The 22,630-nt window shown below is 41.3% G+C and carries 19 protein-coding genes; 3 read left to right on the top strand and 16 right to left on the bottom strand.

Features of this window, described 5'->3' with window-relative positions; all coding sequences use genetic code 11:
* Positions 1–33: 33 nt before the first annotated feature.
* Positions 34–426, bottom strand: coding sequence for a hypothetical protein (locus G631_RS0103560; protein ID WP_026488279.1), 393 nt, complete (start codon positions 424–426; stop codon positions 34–36).
* A 198-nt stretch (positions 427–624) separates the two neighbouring features.
* On the opposite strand from G631_RS0103560, the gene G631_RS0103555 reads away from it, so the two are divergent.
* Positions 625–2,211 carry a hypothetical protein gene (locus G631_RS0103555; RefSeq protein ID WP_026488278.1) on the top strand — a complete coding sequence of 529 codons (1,587 nt, stop codon included), beginning with the start codon at positions 625–627 and terminating at the stop codon, positions 2,209–2,211.
* A gap of 152 nt (positions 2,212–2,363) precedes the next feature.
* Positions 2,364–3,935, top strand: a complete 1,572-nt coding sequence (locus G631_RS0103550; RefSeq protein WP_026488277.1) for a serine hydrolase domain-containing protein — start codon at positions 2,364–2,366, stop codon at positions 3,933–3,935.
* Positions 3,936–3,987: 52 nt separating this feature from the next.
* Here G631_RS0103550 and G631_RS0103545 read toward each other — a convergent pair whose 3' ends face one another.
* From G631_RS0103545 to G631_RS0103535, 3 genes are read right to left on the bottom strand one after another with little or no spacing between them, the layout of a single operon-like run.
* The gene (locus G631_RS0103545) at positions 3,988–5,409 is read right to left on the bottom strand and encodes a DUF4153 domain-containing protein (RefSeq protein ID WP_026488276.1); all 1,422 of its coding nucleotides are present in this window, start codon (positions 5,407–5,409) and stop codon (positions 3,988–3,990) included.
* A 31-nt stretch (positions 5,410–5,440) separates the two neighbouring features.
* Positions 5,441–5,653, bottom strand: coding sequence for a helix-turn-helix domain-containing protein (locus G631_RS0103540; RefSeq protein ID WP_026488275.1), 213 nt, complete (start codon positions 5,651–5,653; stop codon positions 5,441–5,443).
* A gap of 10 nt (positions 5,654–5,663) precedes the next feature.
* A complete protein-coding gene (locus G631_RS0103535; protein ID WP_026488274.1) occupies positions 5,664–6,146 on the bottom strand; it encodes a DUF2975 domain-containing protein in 483 nt (160 codons plus the stop codon).
* A 264-nt stretch (positions 6,147–6,410) separates the two neighbouring features.
* Here G631_RS0103535 and G631_RS20880 point away from each other — a divergent pair, with 264 nt between their 5' ends.
* Positions 6,411–6,578 (top strand): hypothetical protein, encoded by a 168-nt coding sequence (locus G631_RS20880; RefSeq protein WP_155833869.1) that lies wholly within the window; start codon positions 6,411–6,413, stop codon positions 6,576–6,578.
* 32 nt (positions 6,579–6,610) lie between these two features.
* On the opposite strand, the gene G631_RS0103525 is transcribed toward G631_RS20880, so the two are convergent.
* From G631_RS0103525 to kduI, 12 genes are all read right to left on the bottom strand, one after another.
* Complete coding sequence (locus G631_RS0103525; protein WP_026488273.1) at positions 6,611–8,557, bottom strand: asparagine synthase-related protein; 1,947 nt, start codon at positions 8,555–8,557, stop codon at positions 6,611–6,613.
* Positions 8,558–8,568: 11 nt separating this feature from the next.
* Positions 8,569–9,465 carry a hypothetical protein gene (locus G631_RS0103520; RefSeq protein WP_026488272.1) on the bottom strand — a complete coding sequence of 299 codons (897 nt, stop codon included), beginning with the start codon at positions 9,463–9,465 and terminating at the stop codon, positions 8,569–8,571.
* A gap of 150 nt (positions 9,466–9,615) precedes the next feature.
* Positions 9,616–11,484 carry a glycoside hydrolase family 35 protein gene (locus G631_RS0103515; protein ID WP_026488271.1) on the bottom strand — a complete coding sequence of 623 codons (1,869 nt, stop codon included), beginning with the start codon at positions 11,482–11,484 and terminating at the stop codon, positions 9,616–9,618.
* A 233-nt stretch (positions 11,485–11,717) separates the two neighbouring features.
* A complete protein-coding gene (locus G631_RS0103510; protein ID WP_026488270.1) occupies positions 11,718–13,346 on the bottom strand; it encodes an ABC transporter substrate-binding protein in 1,629 nt (542 codons plus the stop codon).
* Between the two features lie 84 nt (positions 13,347–13,430).
* Positions 13,431–14,351: a carbohydrate ABC transporter permease gene (locus G631_RS0103505; protein WP_026488269.1), complete on the bottom strand. Its 921-nt coding sequence runs from the start codon at positions 14,349–14,351 to the stop codon at positions 13,431–13,433.
* A gap of 20 nt (positions 14,352–14,371) precedes the next feature.
* Entirely contained in the window at positions 14,372–15,328 is a 957-nt protein-coding gene (locus G631_RS0103500) for an ABC transporter permease (protein ID WP_026488268.1), read from the bottom strand.
* 256 nt (positions 15,329–15,584) lie between these two features.
* Positions 15,585–16,640, bottom strand: a complete 1,056-nt coding sequence (locus tag G631_RS0103495; RefSeq protein WP_035789286.1) for a LacI family DNA-binding transcriptional regulator — start codon at positions 16,638–16,640, stop codon at positions 15,585–15,587.
* Positions 16,641–16,709: 69 nt separating this feature from the next.
* On the bottom strand, positions 16,710–18,005 hold the full coding sequence (locus tag G631_RS19880; protein ID WP_155833868.1) for an HD-GYP domain-containing protein: 1,296 nt from the start codon (positions 18,003–18,005) through the stop codon (positions 16,710–16,712).
* 230 nt (positions 18,006–18,235) lie between these two features.
* Complete coding sequence (locus G631_RS0103485; RefSeq protein ID WP_026488266.1) at positions 18,236–19,261, bottom strand: sugar kinase; 1,026 nt, start codon at positions 19,259–19,261, stop codon at positions 18,236–18,238.
* Between the two features lie 210 nt (positions 19,262–19,471).
* The gene (locus G631_RS0103480) at positions 19,472–20,431 is read right to left on the bottom strand and encodes a bifunctional 4-hydroxy-2-oxoglutarate aldolase/2-dehydro-3-deoxy-phosphogluconate aldolase (protein ID WP_026488265.1); all 960 of its coding nucleotides are present in this window, start codon (positions 20,429–20,431) and stop codon (positions 19,472–19,474) included.
* 74 nt (positions 20,432–20,505) lie between these two features.
* Positions 20,506–21,360 (bottom strand): gluconate 5-dehydrogenase, encoded by an 855-nt coding sequence (locus G631_RS0103475; RefSeq protein WP_026488264.1) that lies wholly within the window; start codon positions 21,358–21,360, stop codon positions 20,506–20,508.
* Positions 21,361–21,720: 360 nt separating this feature from the next.
* Positions 21,721–22,584, bottom strand: a complete 864-nt coding sequence (gene kduI / locus G631_RS0103470; RefSeq protein WP_026488263.1) for a 5-dehydro-4-deoxy-D-glucuronate isomerase — start codon at positions 22,582–22,584, stop codon at positions 21,721–21,723.
* Positions 22,585–22,630 lie beyond the last annotated feature (46 nt).

Here is a 22,630-nt window from a genome sequence, read left to right as displayed (position 1 = left end):
AAAAGTAGGGGCGTTTAATCCCCTACTCTATTATCATTCCTCTTCGTAATCATCAGGACTATTCTCAAATTTCAGCTCTGGCATTTCCATTCCATCGCTTGTTTCCTTGACTGCCTCGCTTCTCCTGCGGATGCGCTCGGTGTCCTTGATCTCACCGTAGTCTTTAAACTTGATTCCCTCAATGCCTGTAGCAAGTTCTCTTGCTCTCTGAAGCTCGCCCTTGTTGATCCTGAAGGTGCAAACAATCTTGCTGCCCTTTCTGTCAAACAGGCGCTGTATAAAGTTCTTGTCCTGCCATTCTATAAAATATGAAATCCTGTGTGCAAGAAATCTCTCTTCCAGCTGTTTCTTGCTCTCTACGCTGTAGACCCTGCAGAATGGGACCTCATTATTAAATACCTGGTTGTTCTGGATAATTGAAGACATAACTACCTCTCATAACTACTTATTAAAAATCCAAAAATGATTATAGCATACTGAAAAAAAATTTTAAAAATTTTTAATCGACATGCAACATCATTTTAAAAGATATTGTTATTAGTATTGTAACACGAACTTCACTAAGAGACCACATAAGATGGGGAGAAAAACAAACGGAAGTTCAAAAAATGGAGGAATGAAAAAATGTACAAAAAGACACTAATTAACTTAACAGCAATCACAATGGCTATGTCAATTGCCTTTGCACCAACAGTAACAGCATTTGCGGCTGAAACAGGATCTTACCCTGAAATTGTGAGTGAAACCTGGAATCATAATGAAGGGGAAGTCCTTGAGCACACTGGTGATGTAACTAACGATTCAAGCGACTATTCAGCAGTATATGCAGATGGTTCAGCAGAAGCACCTGCAGTTGTAAAGCAGAATGGTGATGCTACAAATGTAAATGACCATTGGCGTGCAGTTGGGGCTTATGAATACGGTACAGTAGAAGTAACAGGCGATGCTAGCGGAAATTATGGAGCTGGAGCTTTTAAAGATAGCACTGTAATAATCGACGGAAATGTAACCGGAAGAACTGACAACGGAATCCGTGTCCAGAGCGACAGCTACATGATTGTAGACGGTGATGTAAACTCCCAAATGGCAGGAATAGTTACAGATGGTTCATCCACAGTAATTGTTGGAGGAGATGTAAACTCTTCTACCACCGGTATAAGCGTACAGATCACAGATATTAACGGAGAAAGAAAATGCATCTGCACAACATGTGGAGCAAATCCATGTACTTGTGACCACGACACAGGCGATAACAAAAACATCATCGTAGTAGAGGGAACAATCAAAGCTGATGGTACTGGAATTTATGTACAGAAGGACAATGACGAACTCACAAATTGCAACATCCCTACAATTATCGTATATGAGATTGATGCCCAGAATGCCATTTCTTCAAATGATGCAGAGGTAGAGGACTACCTCAAGAATCATGTTCAGTACATCGTAAAAAATGATTCTGGAGACAAGGTCAAAGTTGAGGGTCTCTACTCTACTACAGTTAAGAAGATTGATTCTATTGATGTAGATACTACAAACAAGACAGTATCTGAAAATACAAGTAACCTTAATCTTCTTACAACCACTCTCAATCACGCTTTTACTGTAGCAGTAGAACAGGGATACGAACTCACAGCTGGTGACAATGTATCTATGGTTCTTAATGAGGATGGTACTTATACAATTACACTTACAAATTCAAAGGGTGGTATCACTCTTTCAGCCAGACTTATCCAAGTTGCTGCTCCTACAACCGAGGCAGTTACAGCATCAGGTTCTTCTGAAACTCATGAGCAGGTAGTGGAAGAAGCACCAGCTATTTTTGCTACATTTACTGTAACAGGCAGAACTGACCTCCCAGAGGTTCTTGGTGCATCACGTGATGGCGGCATCGTAGAGTCAAACAGACCAGTAGTTACAGTTAAGGCAAATGGTAACCTCACAGCACTCCAGTACAAGAGAGCCTTCATCGATACAGTTAAGAACGCTCCACAGGGTGCTATCGTAAGACTTGAGACATCAGCTTCATACTGCATCGACAAGATGATGATGGAAGCCCTTGCTGCTCGTGCAGACCTTACACTTGAAGTTACATTCCCAGTTAACCATGAGAAAACTACAGTTGTAGTTCCTGCTGGTTACGACCATATGAGTCTTCTTGATGAGAACGGATATTGCGGATTCCTTTATCTTGCATCTGTTTTCAACAAGTAATAAAGCCAACCCCCGCTATATTTTCATAGCTTTAAACCTTTCCGACGTACTGACTATTAGTTTGGAGTAGATCAGTGCACCACCCCTTCGGTCCCCAGCCGAAGGGGTTTTTGTGTTAGAATGAATATAATTTAAAACACAAGGAGCCTCATATGTTTGAATTTGAAAGATGTTTGCCAGAAGAAGCAGGTGTTTCATCAAACGCAATAAAAGGATTATTGCAGTACCTGGATAAAAAAGACATACCCATGCACTCTCTTCTGATCATGAGAAATGATAAGCTCATTTTTGAAAAATACTATGCACCATGCACGAAGGACACCCTTCACAGGATGTTTTCTATAAGTAAGAGTTTTACTGCCCTTGCCATATCTCTTTTGGCTGACGAGGGCCGTATTGATCTTGATGAATCGATCACGACTTATTTCCCGGAATATACTAGCGAAAATACTCATATGTGGATCAAGGATACCACCATCAGAAACATGCTGATGATGCGCACCTGCCACGCTTCCACAACCTACAAGGTGGACATGAAATCTGACTGGGTAGAGAGCTTTTTTACCGTGTCTCCAACCCACAAGCCGGGCACAGTTTTCCACTACGACACTTCTGCTGCTCACGTGCTCTGCGCTTTGGTGGAAAAAGAGACAAAGATGCCCATGCTTGATTATTTAAAAGAGAAAGTATTAAACCACTTGGACTTTAGTAAAGATTCTTACATGGTAAAGGATCCCTTTGGGGTATCCATTGGCGGAAGCGGCCTTGTGGCAAAGCCTATGGATATCCTGAAGGTTTTATATCTTTTGGATAAAAAAGGAACTGTAACCTGCAGCGATGGTATAAAGCGTACTCTCCTAAACCCTGAATTTATTGAGCTTGCAACTTCTAATCTTAGCCCCAGCATAATGACAGGCCCGATTCCCAGTGAATCTATGGGCTATGGCATGCAGATATGGCAGAATGAAAAGGGCGGCTTTGTCTTGTATGGCATGGGCGGCCAGCTTGCTATCAGTATTCCTGACTACGATATGCTCATCATGACGACTGCAGATACTCAGGGCATCGCAGGGGGCAATCAGTTTATTTATGATGGAATCTACAATCTCCTGCTGCCAGCTATCAAAAATACTACTGTTGATACTACCTCTGATTCAAATTCCACAAGCACTAACTGTCACCAAGATGGCGTTGCAGCGGAGAATGGATCTGGCAGGACCAGCCCATACAGTGAGCTTATAAAGTACGCTGACTCCCTTAGAATTTCCCGCCCACGGATTCCTGGAAAGTCTAATGAAAACCCGCCGATCTGCAGCAGCAGTGTCATCCAAAGCAAACTCATTAACCAGACTAACAGCAAATCAATCCGCCTATGCTACAAATTAACCGAAAATCCTCAGAAGTTTAAAGAGCTTTCTCTTGAGCTTAACGAAACCGGGAAATCAAGCCTTTCCCTGATAGCTTCTGATACCATGACCATTGTTTTTTCTCTATATGACATGGCAGAAGGAAATATAAAAAAATATGACGCCTACTACACAGCAGGCGCCACATGGCTTAAAGATAACGACCTCTACATTCGCGTTCACTTAATCGGCGAATGCGTCGGTTCTATAAGGTTTGAACTCTTCTTTGGCGATAAGGACATTACAGTCTTTATGCGCAAGGTAGAAGAAACCTATTTCAACGAATTTAATGGGCATCTATACGGAATTCTCAAATAATATAGCAATCACCACATCTATCCAATGTTTGCCATAGACATTTCTTTTTCCGTCAGAACTTGAACATATCGATAACAGAGAATGAAACTGCCGCGAGGATGATACCTATCTGAGCGGCAGGTATTTTTTTATAAAAACGAATGATCAAAAGGATGCACCATGCTATCACATTCATTACAACCCATGAAGATAAGATTCTTCTAGGTGTCCAGCCGTAGTAGCCCACATATACGCCCATCAGGTTAAAGGCCGCCATAATTGCAAATCCAAGGGCAAAGATAAAAAGAACTGTCGCAAGGATCCTGGTACCCTTTTCTTCCCAGAGGGCTTTCTTTGAAAAGATGCAGGAGCAGGCGATCACAGCAAAGTTCATAAGAACTACTCTTATAAGGCTCCAGAAGCTGCTAAGAGCTCTTTGGCAGGCCTCAGGTGCTGACTCAGCAAAAAGTCCCTTGTGAGCGATAAAATCATTGATGGATGCGCCTAAAAACAGAGCATATACAAAGCATACGCTGCCAATCACTATATAAGCCGAGTACGAAGGAAGCAGATGGTAACTTCTGCTATCCTCCTCAAAGTCCTTAATCCTGTAGTAAGGCTTGTCACGGAAAAGAGATCCTCCAACAAGTCCAAAGAGATACGCTCCTACAGGGATAGACACGATCAGCATCACGAAATTTTCCCAGATATAATCCCAGAACTTCTGCTTGAGGAAATAATCAAGGTAGTTAAAGAACTTATCCCCCAAAACTGCAAAAGTCTCAGAAGCAGATGTAAGCTCAGCGACTGCGTACAGGCAAACAATAGCTGCAATCACAAGACTGACTATAATAGTGATCACTGTTGCCTTGTTTATCTTCTTGGCTGGTTGCTCGCTTTCATACAGTTCATCATCCATTTCGCCCTTTTTAAATATGGCATTTATTCTCAAAAAGAGATTTGCAAAAGGAACTGTAATAAATCCCTGGAAGCTGTCTATTATAAACATCAGTCCGCTTCTGCCAGCAGCAAGTGTGCCTGTTCTTGCAAGAACGTAGTAGACAAAAGAAAAATGCCATAGCACAAACTGATAAAATGCCCAGTCTTCATGAGTTCCCCACAGGGCATAAGCAAGCGACTGTAGAACAATACACATAGCGTATATAGCTGGCTCAATAAAGGATTTCTTTTTCTCTCTAAGACTATCGTAGGTAACGCCAATCTTATATGCAAAAACCTCTGTGCATGCGACGAAAACTATAGCAAAAATGAGTCTTCCCAAATAAGGGAATCTTGATACTATTCCGCTATTCTCAATACCGTACTTAACATAGATAAATCCAACTATATAGCTAATTACTGCTGCCCATTTGAAAACATCCTTCTGAGCATTACTAAGAATTCTCCCAACTTTTTGTGCATTTGCAGGCGCAGCAGCCGATTGTGGCGTAACCTGTACATACTGAATCTGCTGATTATTAGTGTTTGCTTCCATTTCTCCTCCTTTAGAGTCTATTGTCCTTCATTCATCCTTCATCATCCGGAACATATTCCAGAATATCCCCTGGCTGACAGCCAAGCTCTTTACAAATGGCATTCAGGGTTGAAAACCTTATTGCCTTGGCCTTGTTATTTTTTAGAATAGACAGATTGGCTGGAGTTATATCAACTCTCTCTGCCAAATCTCCTGCTCCTACCTTACGCATGGCCATTACAACATCCAAATTTACTCTGATCATGGTCTCCTCCTCATACAGTAAGATCAAGTTCATCCTTCATAGCAACAGCCCTTGCAAAGGCATATCTTATGACGCTGATTATTGGTGTCATAAAAGCTGCAGCCACAGTAATGACAAAAATCATGTATGTGCAGGTGATTCCAATCACAAATGTGATAAGGCAGGCCAGAAATACCAGATTGCTAAGAAGTCCAAGAGCTCTCACATTCTGCATGACAAAGACTTCTCCCAGCTCTATTCTGCAAACAAGCTTATACATTAGATACAAAAATACAAAAAGTATTGTTGCGAGAATATAGCCTCCAATCAGCATTATCCAGTACCTATATGCATCTGGTACAAGTGGAGATGTCTTGGTCATAATAATATCCACAAGTTTCGGCCCTAATACGCACATAACAATTGCTCCAAGGGTCAGAACAACTATGAAAGCCTTAGTAGCTCCAACGCTAACTGCCTCCCCCACATTTAAAGCCTTCTCATCTTTGTTCATAATATAAGCCTCCATACAACATTTTTTCTTTATCTGTCTTTATCGTACGTACATTTTTATACTCCATAATATAATCCTGTCCAAATTGAAAGTCAATATATTTTTATTGTTATTCGATATATTTTTATTGTTTATCAGCTTTGCATGTGCAAAAATCAGGCATTTATAACATTTTTGAAAGAATTGTTTACACAATTTAATTTTGCTGATATTATTTCATATATAAAACTTATATTATTAAGTTAATCTTTAAGGAGGGGAAATATGAAAGCGTGGAGTGCACCCGTTATCGAAAGTCTTGAACTGGATCAGACTCAGAGTGGCGGACATGTAAGTCCAAAACACGACAATCATTGGATTACTATTGATGGTGAGCGTTTTGAAGGTACATGGCCTGCAAGTGGTGAACCAGTTGGTCCTGATGTAGACTAAAAAAATGAAGTATCAAAAAAGAGAGCTGGTTTTTATACCAGACTCTCTCTTTTTTTGCGCACGTTCTTCATAAAAATACTGCAAGCCAGAATTTTTACCTTTCTGCGAATATTGTCTTCTGTAGTTTCTTCCTGCATTATGGCCCTTGCCTTATCAATATCAAAATATCTTGCAATATCCTTATCGATAAGGTTATCTTCTTTTTCTCCACCTGGAAGTCCAAAGCTCTTATATCGAAGGAGTGCATCTCCGCTCTGCCTTCCTCTATGGCGGCTTACAAGACGAATCTCATCAGGAATATAATCCTTCATGTATTCTCTTACAAGTCTCCTGTCCTGGCCATCCCAGGCAAAACGCTCATAGGGAAGTTTTAAACAAAGCTCCAGAATCCTCTTATCTCTTGTGGGGTCTCGCACAAGAACACCTGTATCCAGGCTATCTTTTGTCTCATACAGTCCCATAAGCTGTAAAACAAATGTGGACACTACACTATTTTCAAACTGCTTTCTGGTAGAAATACCATCTCCTTCGCGCTTCATAAGATCTTCCCAGGCTTTTCTGACTCCGTACTTATCAAGCAGTTCTTTTCTATAAGACTGATCCGTAACAATCTCATCAATAGTGATCATTCTTCTATCATCCTGAACTGCCTGAAAAAATCTCTTCAAATGACCCTTTCTGCTTATTTTTTTACACTTAGCGTCATAACAGACCTGATTAAATGCAGTTACTATCCTGCCCTCTCTCAATGCCCTGTAGGCACTATTAAATATACTGCCATGGGAAATAGTATAGTTACCATGATTTCCGCATAAAAGTATCTTACATCCATCAGCCCTGGCCTTTTCATAGGCCTCATACATCCAAACATGGTTAATAAGCGCCTTTCCAGGAAATTCCATGTAATCAACATACTTTTTTATATTAGACAGCACGCTCTTTCCTTCGCAATCCATGAAAGTAGGCTTTATATTGTCATATCTTTTACAGAGAATCTTCACAAGACCTGACTCGTCATCAGTCCAGTAATTTCTGGGATTATCATAGTTCTTATCAAAGACCTTAAGCGGAATCGAAGTATAACTATGGAGCAAGCTATCGCCCCTATACTTAAGTATTGTTGCTGCCATGCTGGCAACTGTCGTGGAATCAAGGCCACTACTAAGGAGCACTCCCACTTCTCCATCAGTTCTGAGCATCCCTTCCACAGCCTTTTTAAAGGTATCAATAAACAGCTCTTTTGCCTGAGCATCAGTTATGCTCTTATCTTCATGGATCTCAGAAATAGGATCGTAATACCTTATCCTTGTAGCCTTGGCCTTTCCTTTAGAAAGCACAGCCTTCACACCGCAGCCATAAGGCAGCATAAAAACATTCTCAAATGGGCTCAGCCCCTCAAACACAGTAAGCACCGGAAAATCCATTGCCATGCAGGCGCTCATCCACTTATCGCACACATCAATTTCAGGGCAGACATCGGTTATGCAGCTAGTCAATGTTCCAAAGAATAACCTATCCCCCTGAACATAGTAGTGAACGCTCCTTGAAGAGATGTGGTCTGTAAAAAGATAAAACTCATTAGTATCTTTGTTGTAATTGGCAAAAGAAAAAGCGCCCAGAACATGGTCTCCAAACTTTTCGCCCCAGATCTTAAAGGCCAGATATAGAAGTCTTCCATCAGGGGTATCTTCTGACAGCCTCTCACCTGGCAGTTCTTTTCCAATCTCAGAGATAAGTTCTTCTCTGTTGTCCAGATAACAATCTGCTGTAAAAAAGTCAGGGCCCTCGCTAATAGGCAACTTCTCTGCTCTATCCTGTTTAGTAATATACTGAAGGCCACATCCCATATAGGCATTGTCCTCAGAAAGCTCCATAACTTTATCAATTCTGTAGTTCTCAAGGCATTTGCTCATTCTAGAAGAAAGCGCCTTGTTTATCTCTTTTCCCGAAAGATCAACAACTCCCCAAATCGCTGACATAACTCCCCAAACTACGCTATCTGCGTCTCAATATAATTTACAATCTCATTAAGTGTGTCTTTTTGTCTGTTTCGTGTTATCTGATGTATCCTGATATCCTTGGCAAATTCTATACACCGCAGTATATCCTCTGCCTCAAGTTTAAAAGCCTCGTTAAAAAACCAGTTTATAAATATAGCCTTGGTGACAGCCTGTACCTTGCCTGCACCATCTATGTCCTTCATCTCTACTCTGTCCACCTGGCCAAGATCGATCCAAAACATGTGATCCACTTTACTTGGAGCATCATAGAAAATGTCATTTCTTGGAATTTCGTACTTATTAAGGTCATACTTGACCTGATTAAGCCCTTCTGTGCAGATTCCATTCTTCTCTACCTGGTCTGCGCATAGCTTTTGCCCTGGGAAAGCCGGATATACGTAGTACTGGCCGTTTTCCTTTTTGATTCCGGTAACATCATCTGCTATCAAAAGAGCTCCCCTCTTTATCAGCTCTGTAGATGTCGAAGATTTGCCGCTTCCGCTTCCTCCCGCCACAATAATTGTCTTGTCATTTAGCCTAAGGCAGGCGCCGTGGAGCATTATCATTCCATGCAGCCACAAAAAGATTGAAAGACAAAGTCCCGAAATGTACTGGGCCGCATCATCTATAGTTCCCCCATTATAGCCTTCAAAAGAAATATATTTATCATGGATCCAAAAGAGGCCAACTCCGGTGTTAAACCACATTTCTTTTTCTCTGAAGCCGAACCTTTTGCCTTCATCAGCCAGCTTTTTTATGTCTCCTGTGATATGTCCGATTTGGACAACGATATCCGGATCAGATGTTTCATCTGCAGATAGAAACTGTGGAAACTCATAGTCCGAAACAAGAATAAATCCGTATATTCTATAGTAGTATCTTCTCAAATCCCCCGTCCCCCACTATTTACGTATGTTTCACCACTTCAATATATCGTTTTTTCAAGGCTTTTACAAGAAAAAAGTCACAATAATTCAAATAAATAAACAGAAAGGTCAAGGAAACTAAACGCTTCCCTGACCTAATCTTCACATTATTTAGCCGATATCTGGCTCATCCCTAAGCTCAATTGTATCTTTTACCTTGCCATCTGTCTCAAAGATGATGATCTCGTTCTCTCCATCCTTAAGAAGAGGTGCTGGAATATAAAGCCTCTTCTGAGGTCCGATTTCCCAGAATCTTCCAAGGTTAAAGCCATTTATAAAGGCTACGCCCTTGCCCCATCCCTCAAAATCAAGGAATGTATCGCCCTTTTCTGTTACATCAAAGGTAAAGCGATAGAAGGCTGGTGTTCCCTCTTTGTAATCCTTGCTAAAATCAACCTTATCCACATTATCAAGAGGAAGTGTGTAGATATCCCAGTCATTGTGCATGTGGCCATTTACCTGTACGCAGCGGCCAATGCCCTTTCTCTGAGTTTCCATTCTAGGTCCAAAGTTAACTCTTCCCATGTTCTCAACAAGGATATCGAATTTCTCGTTAAGACCTGTGAGGCATCCAGTAGAAAGACCTGCCTCTCCGATAGCTGCAGCAGCTGTTTCTGGTGTAAGGCCTCTCTCCATCATGAACTTGCCGGCCAGCATCTGAGCTGGCTGTGAGCAGGCAAGGAACTTCTCTATAGGAATGTTGTGTTCCTGATCCAGTTCATGGTCGTAAAGAGTGATAAGAGGATTCTCATCAACAAATACATTGGCTCTATCAGCTGTCTCCCAGAGCTTTAGCTTGGCAATTCCTGCCTCTGAGTGAAGCCTTGATCTATACAGGATATATCCGTAGCTCTGATCAAGCTCCTCCATGTTAACTGTATATGGAAGGTGCACCGGTGTGCTCAGGTCATCGACAACAGAGAAAAGAGATACCTTTTCCTTGCAGGAAAGTGTTCCATAGCTCTTTCTCTTGATATCCATAGAAAACTTAACTTCCGGAATATCAACGTACTTGCTGATCACCTCTTTATACTTGTTGTATTTCTCTGTGATCTGGCCGTCTTCTGTCAGGATTCCATCGTAGTCATAGCTTGTTACATCTGGTGTAAGCTCATCATAGTAGTTAGAACCGTTCATGAATCCAAAGTTTGTGCCACCCTGGAACATATAAATGCTGACATTTCCAAGTTCAAGCATCTTATCAAGATCTGCCGTGCTCTGAACGAGATTTCCCTTCATATGACCGCCATTTCCCCAGTGGTCAAACCAGCCAACCCAGAACTCAGCGCACATTAAAGGTCCATTATTTGTATACTCTTTTATTACATTAAATCTCTCTTCTGTCTTGGAACCAAAGTTTCCTGTTGGATGAGCACCCTCTGCAAAACCGCCTCTGTAGCTCTCATGGTATGGACCATCAGATGTGATAAGAGGTACAGTTACGCCATATTTTACCATCAGATTTCTCATAGCCTTCATGTATTCATGGTCGTTAGCATAGTAACCATACTCATTCTCGACCTGCATGAGAATAATGTTTCCACCATTATCGATCTGATATGGTGTGATCCTTGGCATAAGGACCTTATAATAATCCTCTACTGCGTCAAGGAATGGCTTGTAACTTACTCTAAGGCGCATGTTTCTATCTTTTAACAGCCATGCTGGAAGTCCGCCAAATTCCCACTCTGCGCAGATATAAGGTGATGGCCTGATAATGATATAAAGTCCTAATTCTGTTGCAGTCTTAATAAATTTCTCTATGTCGCACATGCCCTCAAAGTTAAACTCACCTTTTTTAGGCTCTGTGAGATTCCAAGGAATGTAGGTCTCTACAGTATTGCAGCCAAGTGCCTTTAATTTCTCAAGTCTGTCTGTCCAATACTCTGGGACAGTCCTGAAATAATGAAAAGAACCAGAGATAACCTTAAATGGCTCTCCATTCAAATAAAAGGTATCCTTGATCTCAAATTTTCCCATTTCTTATTTCTCCCTCTATTAACTGAAACAAAACGTTTTCTTTTGTTCTTATATAATATTTTTTAAACGGTAAAAAACATTATATAAAAACAGAAGACATTTGAAAACTATTTTTTATACACTAGTTTCCACTTCTAACTAGTTAAAGGGAATACTGCAAAGTCTCACAGTATTCCCTTTTTTTCTAGTAATTATGAACCATAAGGTTCATTGACTTCTCTTTTGCCTAAAGATTATTTGTAGAGTTCGTCAAACTGTCTCTGGAGCTCAGCTGTTACATCATTGATGCCTGCCTTCTCAAGAGCTGCCTGGTACTCAGCAACGATATCCTCAGCTGATCCCTGGTACTTACCAAATGCGATCTGCTTCATGTATGTTGTATGAATGTCGTTGATGTTCTCAATCTTGGACTGGATATCGTCAACGTTAGGAACGAACTGTCCATATGGATAGTCGATCTTGATCTTGTCATACTCATCATAAAGAGCATTGATTGCATCCCAGTTAAGTGTTGAATCCTTGAGCTCGAGGTCGTCGTTACGTCCCCACCAGAAGTTAGTTGTGATACCATCTCTGTTTCCGTCATAGCCTTCTGGGTTCTTTCTCATGCCATCAGCTGTAACTTCGTATGAAACGCCTTCTACACCGTAGTTGATAAGTCTGTAGCATTCAGGGTCGTTTCTAAGAAGGTCATAAACCATAAGTGCTCTCTCAGGGTTCTTAGAAGCTGCAGATACAGCCATAGCACCGTGTGTGATTGAAAGAGCTACAAGGTTCTTGGTCTCTTCACCAAAGTAGAAGAAGCCTGACTCAGCCTTAGGATCATCATAGATTGTGTAGCCATCTTTGTGTGAGCAAAGGTCTGTCCATGTCTGTGTGTGGTGCTGCTCAGCTGCAACACGACCGATCTTATAGTCTTCTCTGTTATCAGAAGCTGTGTTGTTGAGAACGTCTGTCTTCCAAACACCGATCTCATCCCACTCCTTCATCATCTTAGCAAATTCAACAAGTGAATCTGTGTCTGTCATGTAAGGTGAGTATACTGTGTAAAGGTCATCCTTTGTACCACCCCACATAGCGCCTGAGTTGATACCATCGATTGGCACATAGTTAGAATGTGATGTGATCCATCCGCCAACCATTGTAGCGTACTGAGTACCATCTGAATCCCAAGGAATAACATCAGGATATGTCTCTTTTACATACTTAAAGTATGTTGTAAGGTCTTCCCAGCTGTGAACGCCGTTTTCAAGACCAGCTTCCTTAGCCCAGTCAAGACGGTATGTAAAGCCGTGGTTTGTCCACTGTGCGTAGTTATCTTCTGGCATAAGATAAATCTGTCCGTCGTATTTGCAAAGATCCCAGTGCTCAGGAGAAACTGATTCCCATGTCTTAGGTGCATATGTCTTGAGCATTTCCTCTGAAAGTGGAAGGAAAGCTCCGTTCTTGGCATTTGGCCATGCATCAAGCCAGTCAGATGCTGTACCAACAAGGTCTACAGTACCATCCATACGAGCAAGTGTTAAGTTGTAGTTTGAAAGATAATCTGTCCAGTCGATGTAGTAGATTTCAAGCTCAGCATTAACCTTCTCTGTAAGAATCTTGTTAAGCTGCTCAAGCATTTCATCTGTCTGGTTTCCTTCTGGAGCGCCACCAGTTGTCATGTAAGTGATCTTTACGTGCTCTGATGTGTCAATTGCAGGAGCTTCAGCTGTCTCTGTTCCAGCCGCCTCTGATGTCTCTGTCTTTGTCTCTGTTGCAGGTGCATCTGTGCCTGCTGGAGCGCTTGTAGATGAGCCGCATGCTGCAAGTCCCATTACCATGCTTGCGCTAAGTAATGCTGCTAATACCTTTTTTTTCATTTTTATCCTCCTTTTTGATAAGAAAATGAATATTTGAACCCCTCTACGGGATTGCTTACATATATGTTTTTTGCCGGTCTCTGCTCAACCCTTTACGGCGCCGACTGTAATACCACCAATGAAATACTTCTGAACGAATGGGTACAGGAATACGATAGGGCCTGTAGCCATTACTGCTGTTGCCATCTTAAGTGACTCTGTAGGAACATCTGTAAGTGTGATGTACTGACCTGCGATAGAGTTCTTAAGTGACTGAACCTCGTTAACTACCTTATAAAGCTGGAACTGAAGTGGCTTAACAGCGATACGTGAGCTCAAAAAAAGTGATGACTGATACCACTCATTCCAGTAACCAAGTGCAAGGAAAAGACCTATTGTAGCCAGCGCTGGCTTGAGCATTGGAAGGATGAGTCTTGTAAAGATCACCATATCTCCAGCTCCGTCAATCTTACCTGACTCTGTGATCTCATGAGGAATAGCCTTAACGAAGTTCTTCATGAGAATAATGAGCCAAGGTGACATAAGGAGTGGGAAAAATACTGCCAGATAGCTGTCATTAAGTTTGTATGTCTGTGTCATCAGAAGGTAGTATGGAGCAAGACCTGCTGAAAACAGTGATGTAAAGTAAATGTAAAAGGAAATTGCATTTCTAAGAGGGAAATCTTTTCTCTGAAGTGCATAACCTGTCATGGCAATGATCAAAAGTCCTACTACTGTTCCGCAAAGAGTAAGGGTAATTGTAAGTCCATAGCTCTTCCAGATCATTCCGCCTCTCATGACCATCTCATAAGCTTTGGTAGTAAACTCCTTAGGGAAAAGCTGAACACCCTCAGCTCTGATAACTGATTCATTTGTAAAAGATGTACCTATAATGATCAAAAATGGAAATATGCAGGCAAGTGCATAAAGGGTGATCAGTATATATCCAAAAGTTCTGATAATAATATCAGATGCGCCAAGCTTGACCTTAACGCCTGTCATTTCAAAATTGTTATCTCTAGACATGTTCTCTGACCTCTCTTCTATTAGAATAATGAATAGTCTGGATCAATCTTCTTAACAATGAAGTTGACTATCATGACCATAGCAAAACCAATGATTGACTGGTACAATCCAACTGCTGAAGCAGTTGAGAAGTTGAAGTCTGTAATAGTTGCTCTATATACGTAAGTCTCAATGATATCCGTTGTAGGATAAAGAAGAGAGTTAGTACCGATAATGTTGTAGAACAGACCAAAGTTACCTTTTACGATTCCACCAAGTGCAAACAAAAGAAGAATTACGATTGTTGGCTTAAGTCCTGGAAGAATGATGTATCTGATCTTCTGGAAAGCATTAGCTCCATCAACCTTGGCTGCCTCGATGATTTCTGCATCGATACCACAGATAGCTGCAAAGTAAACAACTGAGTTGTAACCTGTCTGCTGCCATAAGTGAACGATTACCAGGATTACCGGCCAAACTGAAGGATCTGAATATGGTCCCCATTTCTCTCTGCCAAGAGCTGAAAGAATCTCGTTAACAAAACCATAGTCATAGTTTAAAAGGTTATAAACAAGAATTCCTACAAGAACCTGTGAAATGAAGTATGGCAGGAACATCATTGTCTGTGAAACCTTTTTGAACATCTTGCTCTGCATCTCGTTAAGGAGAATAGCAACTAATATAGCAAGGAAATTACCTAAAAGGATAAATGCTATGTTATAAAGAATTGTATTTCTTGTGAGATCCCAAAGCTTACCTGACTCAGCAATAAACTGGAAATTCTTAAGTCCAACAAAAGGGCTTCCAAAAATACCCTTACCATAATTGTACTTAACAAATGCTACATATATGCCAGGCATAGGCATGTAACTGAACATAAAGAAAAAGATTACTGCAGGTAAGCACATAAGCTCAAGTACTCTGTATCTCCACAGAGTTTCTAAGACTCCACGCTTTTTAACTACCTGAGTAGAAGATGATTTAGAAACTTTACTCATTGGAACCTCCCTAGTTACTCGCGATTGCTTTTAATTCTAAACACAGTCCCCGTATTGTGCATATTAACAACTTGCAACCGATTTCATACTATTATTTAATCATTAATGACCAACATTCGTCAATGTCTTTTTTGAAACCGATTGCAGTTTTGTAGATAGTTAACAAAAAAGAGGATGTATTTATAGGTACATCCTCTTATATTTGTGAATAATGACAAATATTGTATACAAAGATACGATTTAACGATTTATAGTTTCAAAATGTTTCATTGATCCTGCCTGTACTGTCTCTTATGATCAGCACCGGCTCAACCATCTGAAGGTCTTCTATCTCCTGGCCATTAGAAACTGCAACTGCAGTATCTATCAGCTTTTGACCGTATTTATCGTAGTTATAATCAATGCTAGTAAGTTTAGGCGACATAAGATCAGCTATATATGTATTATCAAAGCTGACAACGGAAATATCCTCTGGAATCCGGAGGCCTTTTTCTCTTACACTTCTGAGAACACCGCTGGCAGCAAAATCGTTTATTGCAATTATTGCTGTGGGCCTGTCCTCCAGGGCAAGAATCTTATTAGTGGCATTATATCCCGTTTCAGGATCATACGAGCCATTAACTACGTAATCTCCATTCACCTTAATACCGTGATGTGCAAGATTTTCCTGGTATCTTTGGTATTTATAGAAAGTAGAAGCAACTCTCATTTCTCCGCCAACAAGAGCAATCTTCTTATGTCCAAGACCTATCAAATGATCCATAACAAGGTTCATGCCTTCCGCCTCATCGATTACAACTCTGTGAACAGGGGCTTTATCAAGCTTTCCAGTCACTATTACCGGAGTAGTCTTACAGACTTCCCTGACTTTTTTGGCATAAGCATCATCTGTTATAAGATCATCTACTCTTCCGCCCATCTGTATTATTGCATCCACCTTCTGCTGCATCAAAAGATCCAGCTGGGACTGCTCTCTTTCTTTTACCCCAAGGGAATTGGCAAGGCCTACACTATACCCAGCCTTCTCAGCCGCTATCTCGCAGGCCACAAAAAGCGCAGAATAATAAGGGTTCCTGACATCTGCTGCTATGATGCCAATAGTCTTGGTGGCAGTGTCTGAAAGCCCCTTAGCCAGCGCGTTAGGCTTGAAATTATACTTATCAATTATACTCTGGATTCTGTCCTTCTTCTCCTTGCGTACGGAAGCACTTCCGTTTAGGACACGAGAAACAGTAGAAGCAGAAACTCCCGCTTCTTCTGCAATATCATAGATTGTAATAGTCTTACCGGCGTTCAGTCTATCGTTTTCCATAAAAAACTCCGTCTTGGGGACTGTCTGAAACCGATTTCAATTCAATATTACGAAATTTCATACATCATGTCAATACCCCATATAAACTCCCGGGATATCATCTTCAGTAATGTGGAAACCAGCCTTTCCTTCATCGTTGTCTGCCGTTTCCATCTTAACCACATTAACATAACCATCATTTATCATATCAACCATATATTTGACTATATCCGGGTCAAACTGAGAGCCTGCGCCCTGTTGGATTTCTTCAATTATCTCGTCCTTATTAAGATGCCTTCTGTAGACACGGTTACTGGACATGGCATCGTAGGAGTCTGCAACGCCAACGATCCTTGCATAAAGCGGAATGCTCTCTCCCTTAAGCCCTTCAGGATAACCGGTTCCATCATACCTTTCATGGTGATAAAGAGCTGTCTCTCTGATGCCACGGATAGACGATAGTTCTTTTAACATCTTACCACCAGCAACGGTGTGATTCTGTATAAGGGCCCTCTCTTCATCAGATAACTTTCCCGGCTTATTAAGGACTGCATCTGGTATGCTGATCTTTCCAGAATCGTGCAAAAGACCTGCATAGTAAATATTCTGCACCTCATCCTCCGAAAGCCCCATTCTTTTTGCAATTTCAGCCGCATACATTGCAACTCTCTTGGAATGACCTCTTGTATATGGATCCTTGGCATCTATGAAACTTATGAAGGTATTCATTGACTGCAAAATAATCCTTATATCATTCTGCTGCTTTTCCTTATAATTTCTAAGATTGTACCTTGTGACCCAGTAGCCAACAAAGACTACAGCCCACACCATGACTGCAAGGATTATGATCATGCCCATCATATTGCCACTGGCATCAATAACTTCATAGCCTATAAAGGTAAGAAAAGTGGGATTAAAGATTTCTTTTGTCTTTAGAGTAATATAAAAAACAATGTATTCACCAGGGTATAGCTCAAGATTATAAAACTCTGGAGATATCACAACATCATTACTTCCAATAGACTTGGCAGCGCCTACTTCTGCGCATCCAAGAACCATTGTCTTATCTGGAACAGGAAGTATCATCTTCCAATTAGCAACAGTATTATCACTCATGTTATAAAACTTAAACTCAAACTCTGTCTCATAGCCCCCGAGATTTTCCACCTCTGATATTTTAGTCATAGTTGTATAAACCTTCTCAGAAAGTTTGGATCCTGTAAGGCTCATCTCAGTTACATATTCAGTTCGTACATTATTACGTATGGCGATATTATTTACATAGTAGGCAGTTAGCAGCATTGTAAGCACCGCCAGAAACATCAATAATGCATTAATAGTCTTGTCGATTCTCATATTAGCATTTTTATTATTCCTATTAGGCACATTTCCACTTCTACATTATAGTTCATGCTAATATGGTAAATCAGTTATTAATCTATGATATTTTAATAAATAATTTGAGTAAGACTGGTTGCAGAGAGTATTTTCAAAAATATTAGTTTCGAGTAGTAAAAAGAGCTAAGGAAATCCCATAGGGAAAGCCTTAGCTCTTTTTACTCATATTTTTATTCTAAGTCGCAGATACAAGTCATACCTGCTATGCTGAAATCAAATTATCTCTGGATACGTCCTGATCCATCGCCACCAGCAAGCTTGTTAACTTCGTCAACAGTTACAAGGTTGAAGTCACCTTCAATAGAGTGCTTGAGTGCAGATGCAGCAACAGCAAACTCGATTGTTGCCTGAGGATCAAAGTTGTTTACGCAGCTGTAGATAAGACCGCCTCCGAAGGAATCTCCGCCGCCTACACGGTCAACGATGTGAAGCGCATACTTCTTGGAGAAGTAAGCCTGTCCATCAGTGTAGAGCATAGCGCTCCAGTTGTTGTCATTTGCTGATATAGACTCACGAAGTGTGATAGCAACCTTCTTGAATCCAAATCTCTCTGTAAGCTTCTGAGCAACTTCGATGTAGCCCTCTCTATTAAGCTTACCTGTTGTAACGTCTGTAGAAGAAGCTGCAATTCCGAATACATCAGAAGCGTCCTCTTCGTTAGCGATGCATACATCAACATACTGGCAAAGCTCAGCCATAACCTTTCCAGCCTTCTCCTTGCTCCAGAGCTTACCTCTGTAGTTAAGGTCGCAAGAAACTGTAAGGCCGTGCTCTTTAGCCTTCTTACAAGCCTCAAGAGTGATAGCTGCAAGGTTGTCACTTACAGCTGGAGTAATTCCTGTGAAGTGGAACCACTCAGCGCCATCAAAGATCTCATCCCAGTCAAAATCAGCTGGAACAGCCTCAGCGATAGCTGAATGTGCTCTATCATAGATGCACTTTGAACCTCTCTGTGAAGCACCCTTCTCGTTGTAGTAGATACCTACACGATCGCCGCCTCTTGTGATCTTAGATGTATCAACGCCATACTTTCTAAGAGAGTTAACAGCAGCCTGTCCAATCTCGTGCTTAGGAAGCTTTGTAACATATACAGAATCAAGACCATAGTTTGCAAGAGAAACAGATACGTTAGCCTCTCCGCCACCAAATGTAGCCTCAAGATGATCAACCTGAACGAATCTAAGGTAGTTATCAGGCTGAAGACGAAGCATGATCTCACCAAATGTAACAACTTTCTTTGACATAATAAAATCCTCTTTCTTATTCTTTCTAATAATATTCAATATGAGTGATATACGGATTGCTCCGTTCCACTCTCGCAATCCTACATACATTCGGAAATCGATATGTTCATTCCATTCACATATCTTTTTTCCTCATGTATGTTCGCATCCCGAGGTCATACATACATTTGTGTAAACACATGTATGTATGACTTCTGTCTGCTATATCACTCAATTCTTTACAAGATGAACAGCGAAACCGCCAAATTCATCTGCAAGGTAAGCAACCTTAAGATGGTTATCAGCATCATAGCTAAATGAAGTCTCGTCGAACTTAACGCCCTGCTTGCCAAGGTGATATACTGCTCTGTCAACGTTATTTGTTCCGATAGCAATATGTCCGTGTGTTCCACGTCCCTGTGACTTCATAACTTCTACAACAGAACCAGCAAATACGGATGAGTTACCAACCTTCTTGCCAAATCCAAAGAGATCAAACATCTCAGCTGTCTTCTCAGCAGCTGCTGCATCTGTCTCATTGATTCCTACGTGCTTCATTGTGAAGCCAAGCATAGCATTAACAGCGTCTCTAGTCATAGCTTCGATCTCATCAAACTTTCCAGCAGAAATGAGATCCTTCTTGACCATCCAGCTACCGCCGCAGCAGAATACCTTGTTGAATCCAAGGTAATCATTTAAGTTGTTCTTGTTAACGCCACCTGTAGGCATGAAGTGCATCTTGGTATAAGGTGCTGCCATAGCCTTGATCTTGGCAATACCACCATTCTGCTCAGCTGGGAAAAACTTAACGCAGTCAAGACCAAGCTCGATAGCCTGCTCAACTTCTCCAGGAGTAGCTGTACCAGGAACTACTGGTACTCCGATTGACTGGATGTACTCAACATTTGATCTGTTGAAGCCAGGGCTTACGATAAACTTAGCTCCAGCTGCCTTAGCACGATCAGCCTGTTCCTTATTAAGTACGGTACCAGCACCAACGATCATCTCAGGGAACTTCTCAGAAATAATTCTGATTGCTTCCTCTGCAGCAGCTGTACGGAATGTAACCTCAGCAGCTGGAAGTCCACCGTTAATAAGAGCCTGTGCAAGTGGCTCTGCATCCTTGGCATCGTCAATAGCGATAACTGGAACAATACCAATCTTATAAAGTTCTTCACAAATCTTATCCATTTTATTGCCTTTCTATGTATCTACATATATGTTTTGTTTCTAATATTCCTAAAAAAAATTTATGCCTTAAATTATTACTGAGCTGTGCTCTCGTCTACATCAGCAAACTTTGAAGGATCAAGGTTGTTAGGATCCTGTCCGATGTAAGCTGAAATACCACCATCAATGTAAACAACCTGTCCATTGATGAAGTCAGAAGCAGGAGAAGCAAGGAATACTGCAAGTCCCATAAGGTCTTCTGTCTTGCCCCATCTCTGAGCTGGAGTCTTGGAACGGATGAATCTGTCGAATGGATGCATCTCTCCGTTAGGTCCTTTCTCACGAAGAGGAGCTGTCTGTGGTGTAGCAATGTAGCCAGGTCCAATAGCATTACACTGAATGTTGTACTGACCATACTCTGAGCAGATGTTTCTTGTAAGCATTTTAAGACCGCCCTTAGCAGCTGCATAAGCAGATACTGTCTCACGTCCAAACTCAGACATCATTGAACATGCGTTGATGATCTTACCTGATCCCTTCTTGATCATAGCTGGAAGAACAGCCTTAGAGCAGATGAATGGGCCTGTAAGGTCAACATCAATAACCTGCTGCCACTGATCAACTGACATCTCGATCATAGGAATTCTCTTGATGATACCTGCGTTGTTAACAAGGATATCGATTGTACCAACGTTAGCCTCAACATCAGCAACAAACTTCTGAACCTGATCTTCCTTAGTAACGTCGCAAACAGCACCAAATGCCTCGATACCGAGCTTCTTGTACTCAGCAAGTCCCTTATCTACAAGTTCCTGGTTGATATCGTTGAAAACAACCTTAGCTCCGCTCTCAGCAAATGCTACTGCATAAGCAAGTCCAAGTCCATATGAAGCACCTGTAACCCATGCAATCTTACCTTCAAGTGAAAAGTTCTTTAAAAAATCCTGCATTGTAATACCCTCCTAATTATCTCTTTGATATGTTAAATAATTATTCTCACTACTTGTACATTGATGTACGGATTGCTCCACACTTCGTGTTCTCGCAATCCTACATCCATCACTCTGTGTCTGTTCGCATCCTGAGGTCATGAATCCACAGGTGCAAGCACCTGTATTCATGACTTCCGTCTGCTATACTGTTCGTGATATACGCATGGCTCCACTTCGTTCTCGCCATGCTACATCCATTCGGAAATCGATATGCTCTTTTCTTTCGCATATCTTTTTTCCTCATGTCTGTTCGCATCCTGAGGTCATGAATCCACAGGTGCAAGCACCTGTATTCATGACTTCCGTCTGCTATATCACTCACAATAAGTCTTGCATTGCGCAGTCATCCATGTCGTCGAAGTCCTGATTCTCTCCAACCATGCCCCAGATGAATGTGTAAGCCTGAGTGCCGCATCCTGAGTGAATTGACCAGCTAGGGCTGATAACAGCCTGCTCATTTCTCATGATGATGTGGCGTGTCTCCTGTGGTTCTCCCATGAAGTGCATAACGAATGCATCCTCAGGAATATCAAAGTAAAGATAAACTTCCATTCTGCGATCATGTGTATGGCATGGCATTGTATTCCATACGCTGCCTGGCTTAAGCTCAGTCATACCCATCTCGAGCTGACAAGTCTCTACCTGACCAGGAAGAATGTACTTGTTGATAACTCTGTGGTTTGCACCCTCAAGACTTCCAAGCTCCTTCTTGTTCTCGTCCTTGATGATAACAACACCCTCTTCTGGTGTGCCCTCTCTCTTGATAAGAACTGTAGGATATGTCTTGTGTGCAGGAGCACTGTTTATGTAGAACTTGGCAGGCTTACTGGAATCTACACTTGCAAAAGAGATATCTTTTGCTCCCATTCCAATGTACATACCCTGCTTGTACTCTACCTGATACTTCTTGCCATCAATAGTGATGACGCCAGCGCCTCCGATGTTGATAACTCCCATTTCTCTTCTCTGAAGGAAGTATTCTGCTCTAAGCTCATCTCCAGCTGTGAGCACAAGCTCTTTGTTAACAGGAACTGCAGAACCAGTTATGATTCTGTCGATGTGGCTGTAAACAAGCTTGATATCATCTGGCTGAAAAAGATCATCGATGAGAAACTCTTCTCTAAGTCTCTTAGTATCGTAGTACTTCTCATCTCTAGGTGAACATGCTGTTCTAAGTTCCATAGCCTTTCTCCTTTATATTTTAAATAAATCATTTTCTTTTGCGAAA

This window comes from Butyrivibrio sp. XBB1001, assembly GCF_000424505.1.
Taxonomy (GTDB): Bacteria; Bacillota; Clostridia; order Lachnospirales; family Lachnospiraceae; genus Butyrivibrio.
This window is presented reverse-complemented; position numbering and strand designations above follow the sequence as displayed.

Coding starts and splice junctions, on each gene's coding strand:
- G631_RS0103560 (WP_026488279.1), bottom strand. CDS start 426: ATGTCTTCAATTATCCAGAACAACCAGGTATTTAATAATGAGGTCCCA.
- G631_RS0103555 (WP_026488278.1), top strand. CDS start 625: ATGTACAAAAAGACACTAATTAACTTAACAGCAATCACAATGGCTATG.
- G631_RS0103550 (WP_026488277.1), top strand. CDS start 2,364: ATGTTTGAATTTGAAAGATGTTTGCCAGAAGAAGCAGGTGTTTCATCA.
- G631_RS0103545 (WP_026488276.1), bottom strand. CDS start 5,409: ATGGAAGCAAACACTAATAATCAGCAGATTCAGTATGTACAGGTTACG.
- G631_RS0103540 (WP_026488275.1), bottom strand. CDS start 5,653: ATGATCAGAGTAAATTTGGATGTTGTAATGGCCATGCGTAAGGTAGGA.
- G631_RS0103535 (WP_026488274.1), bottom strand. CDS start 6,146: ATGAACAAAGATGAGAAGGCTTTAAATGTGGGGGAGGCAGTTAGCGTT.
- G631_RS20880 (WP_155833869.1), top strand. CDS start 6,411: ATGAAAGCGTGGAGTGCACCCGTTATCGAAAGTCTTGAACTGGATCAG.
- G631_RS0103525 (WP_026488273.1), bottom strand. CDS start 8,557: ATGTCAGCGATTTGGGGAGTTGTTGATCTTTCGGGAAAAGAGATAAAC.
- G631_RS0103515 (WP_026488271.1), bottom strand. CDS start 11,484: ATGGGAAAATTTGAGATCAAGGATACCTTTTATTTGAATGGAGAGCCA.
- G631_RS0103510 (WP_026488270.1), bottom strand. CDS start 13,346: ATGAAAAAAAAGGTATTAGCAGCATTACTTAGCGCAAGCATGGTAATG.
- G631_RS0103505 (WP_026488269.1), bottom strand. CDS start 14,351: ATGTCTAGAGATAACAATTTTGAAATGACAGGCGTTAAGGTCAAGCTT.
- G631_RS0103500 (WP_026488268.1), bottom strand. CDS start 15,328: ATGAGTAAAGTTTCTAAATCATCTTCTACTCAGGTAGTTAAAAAGCGT.
- G631_RS0103495 (WP_035789286.1), bottom strand. CDS start 16,640: ATGGAAAACGATAGACTGAACGCCGGTAAGACTATTACAATCTATGAT.
- G631_RS0103485 (WP_026488266.1), bottom strand. CDS start 19,261: ATGTCAAAGAAAGTTGTTACATTTGGTGAGATCATGCTTCGTCTTCAG.
- G631_RS0103480 (WP_026488265.1), bottom strand. CDS start 20,431: ATGGATAAGATTTGTGAAGAACTTTATAAGATTGGTATTGTTCCAGTT.
- G631_RS0103475 (WP_026488264.1), bottom strand. CDS start 21,360: ATGCAGGATTTTTTAAAGAACTTTTCACTTGAAGGTAAGATTGCATGG.
- kduI (WP_026488263.1), bottom strand. CDS start 22,584: ATGGAACTTAGAACAGCATGTTCACCTAGAGATGAGAAGTACTACGAT.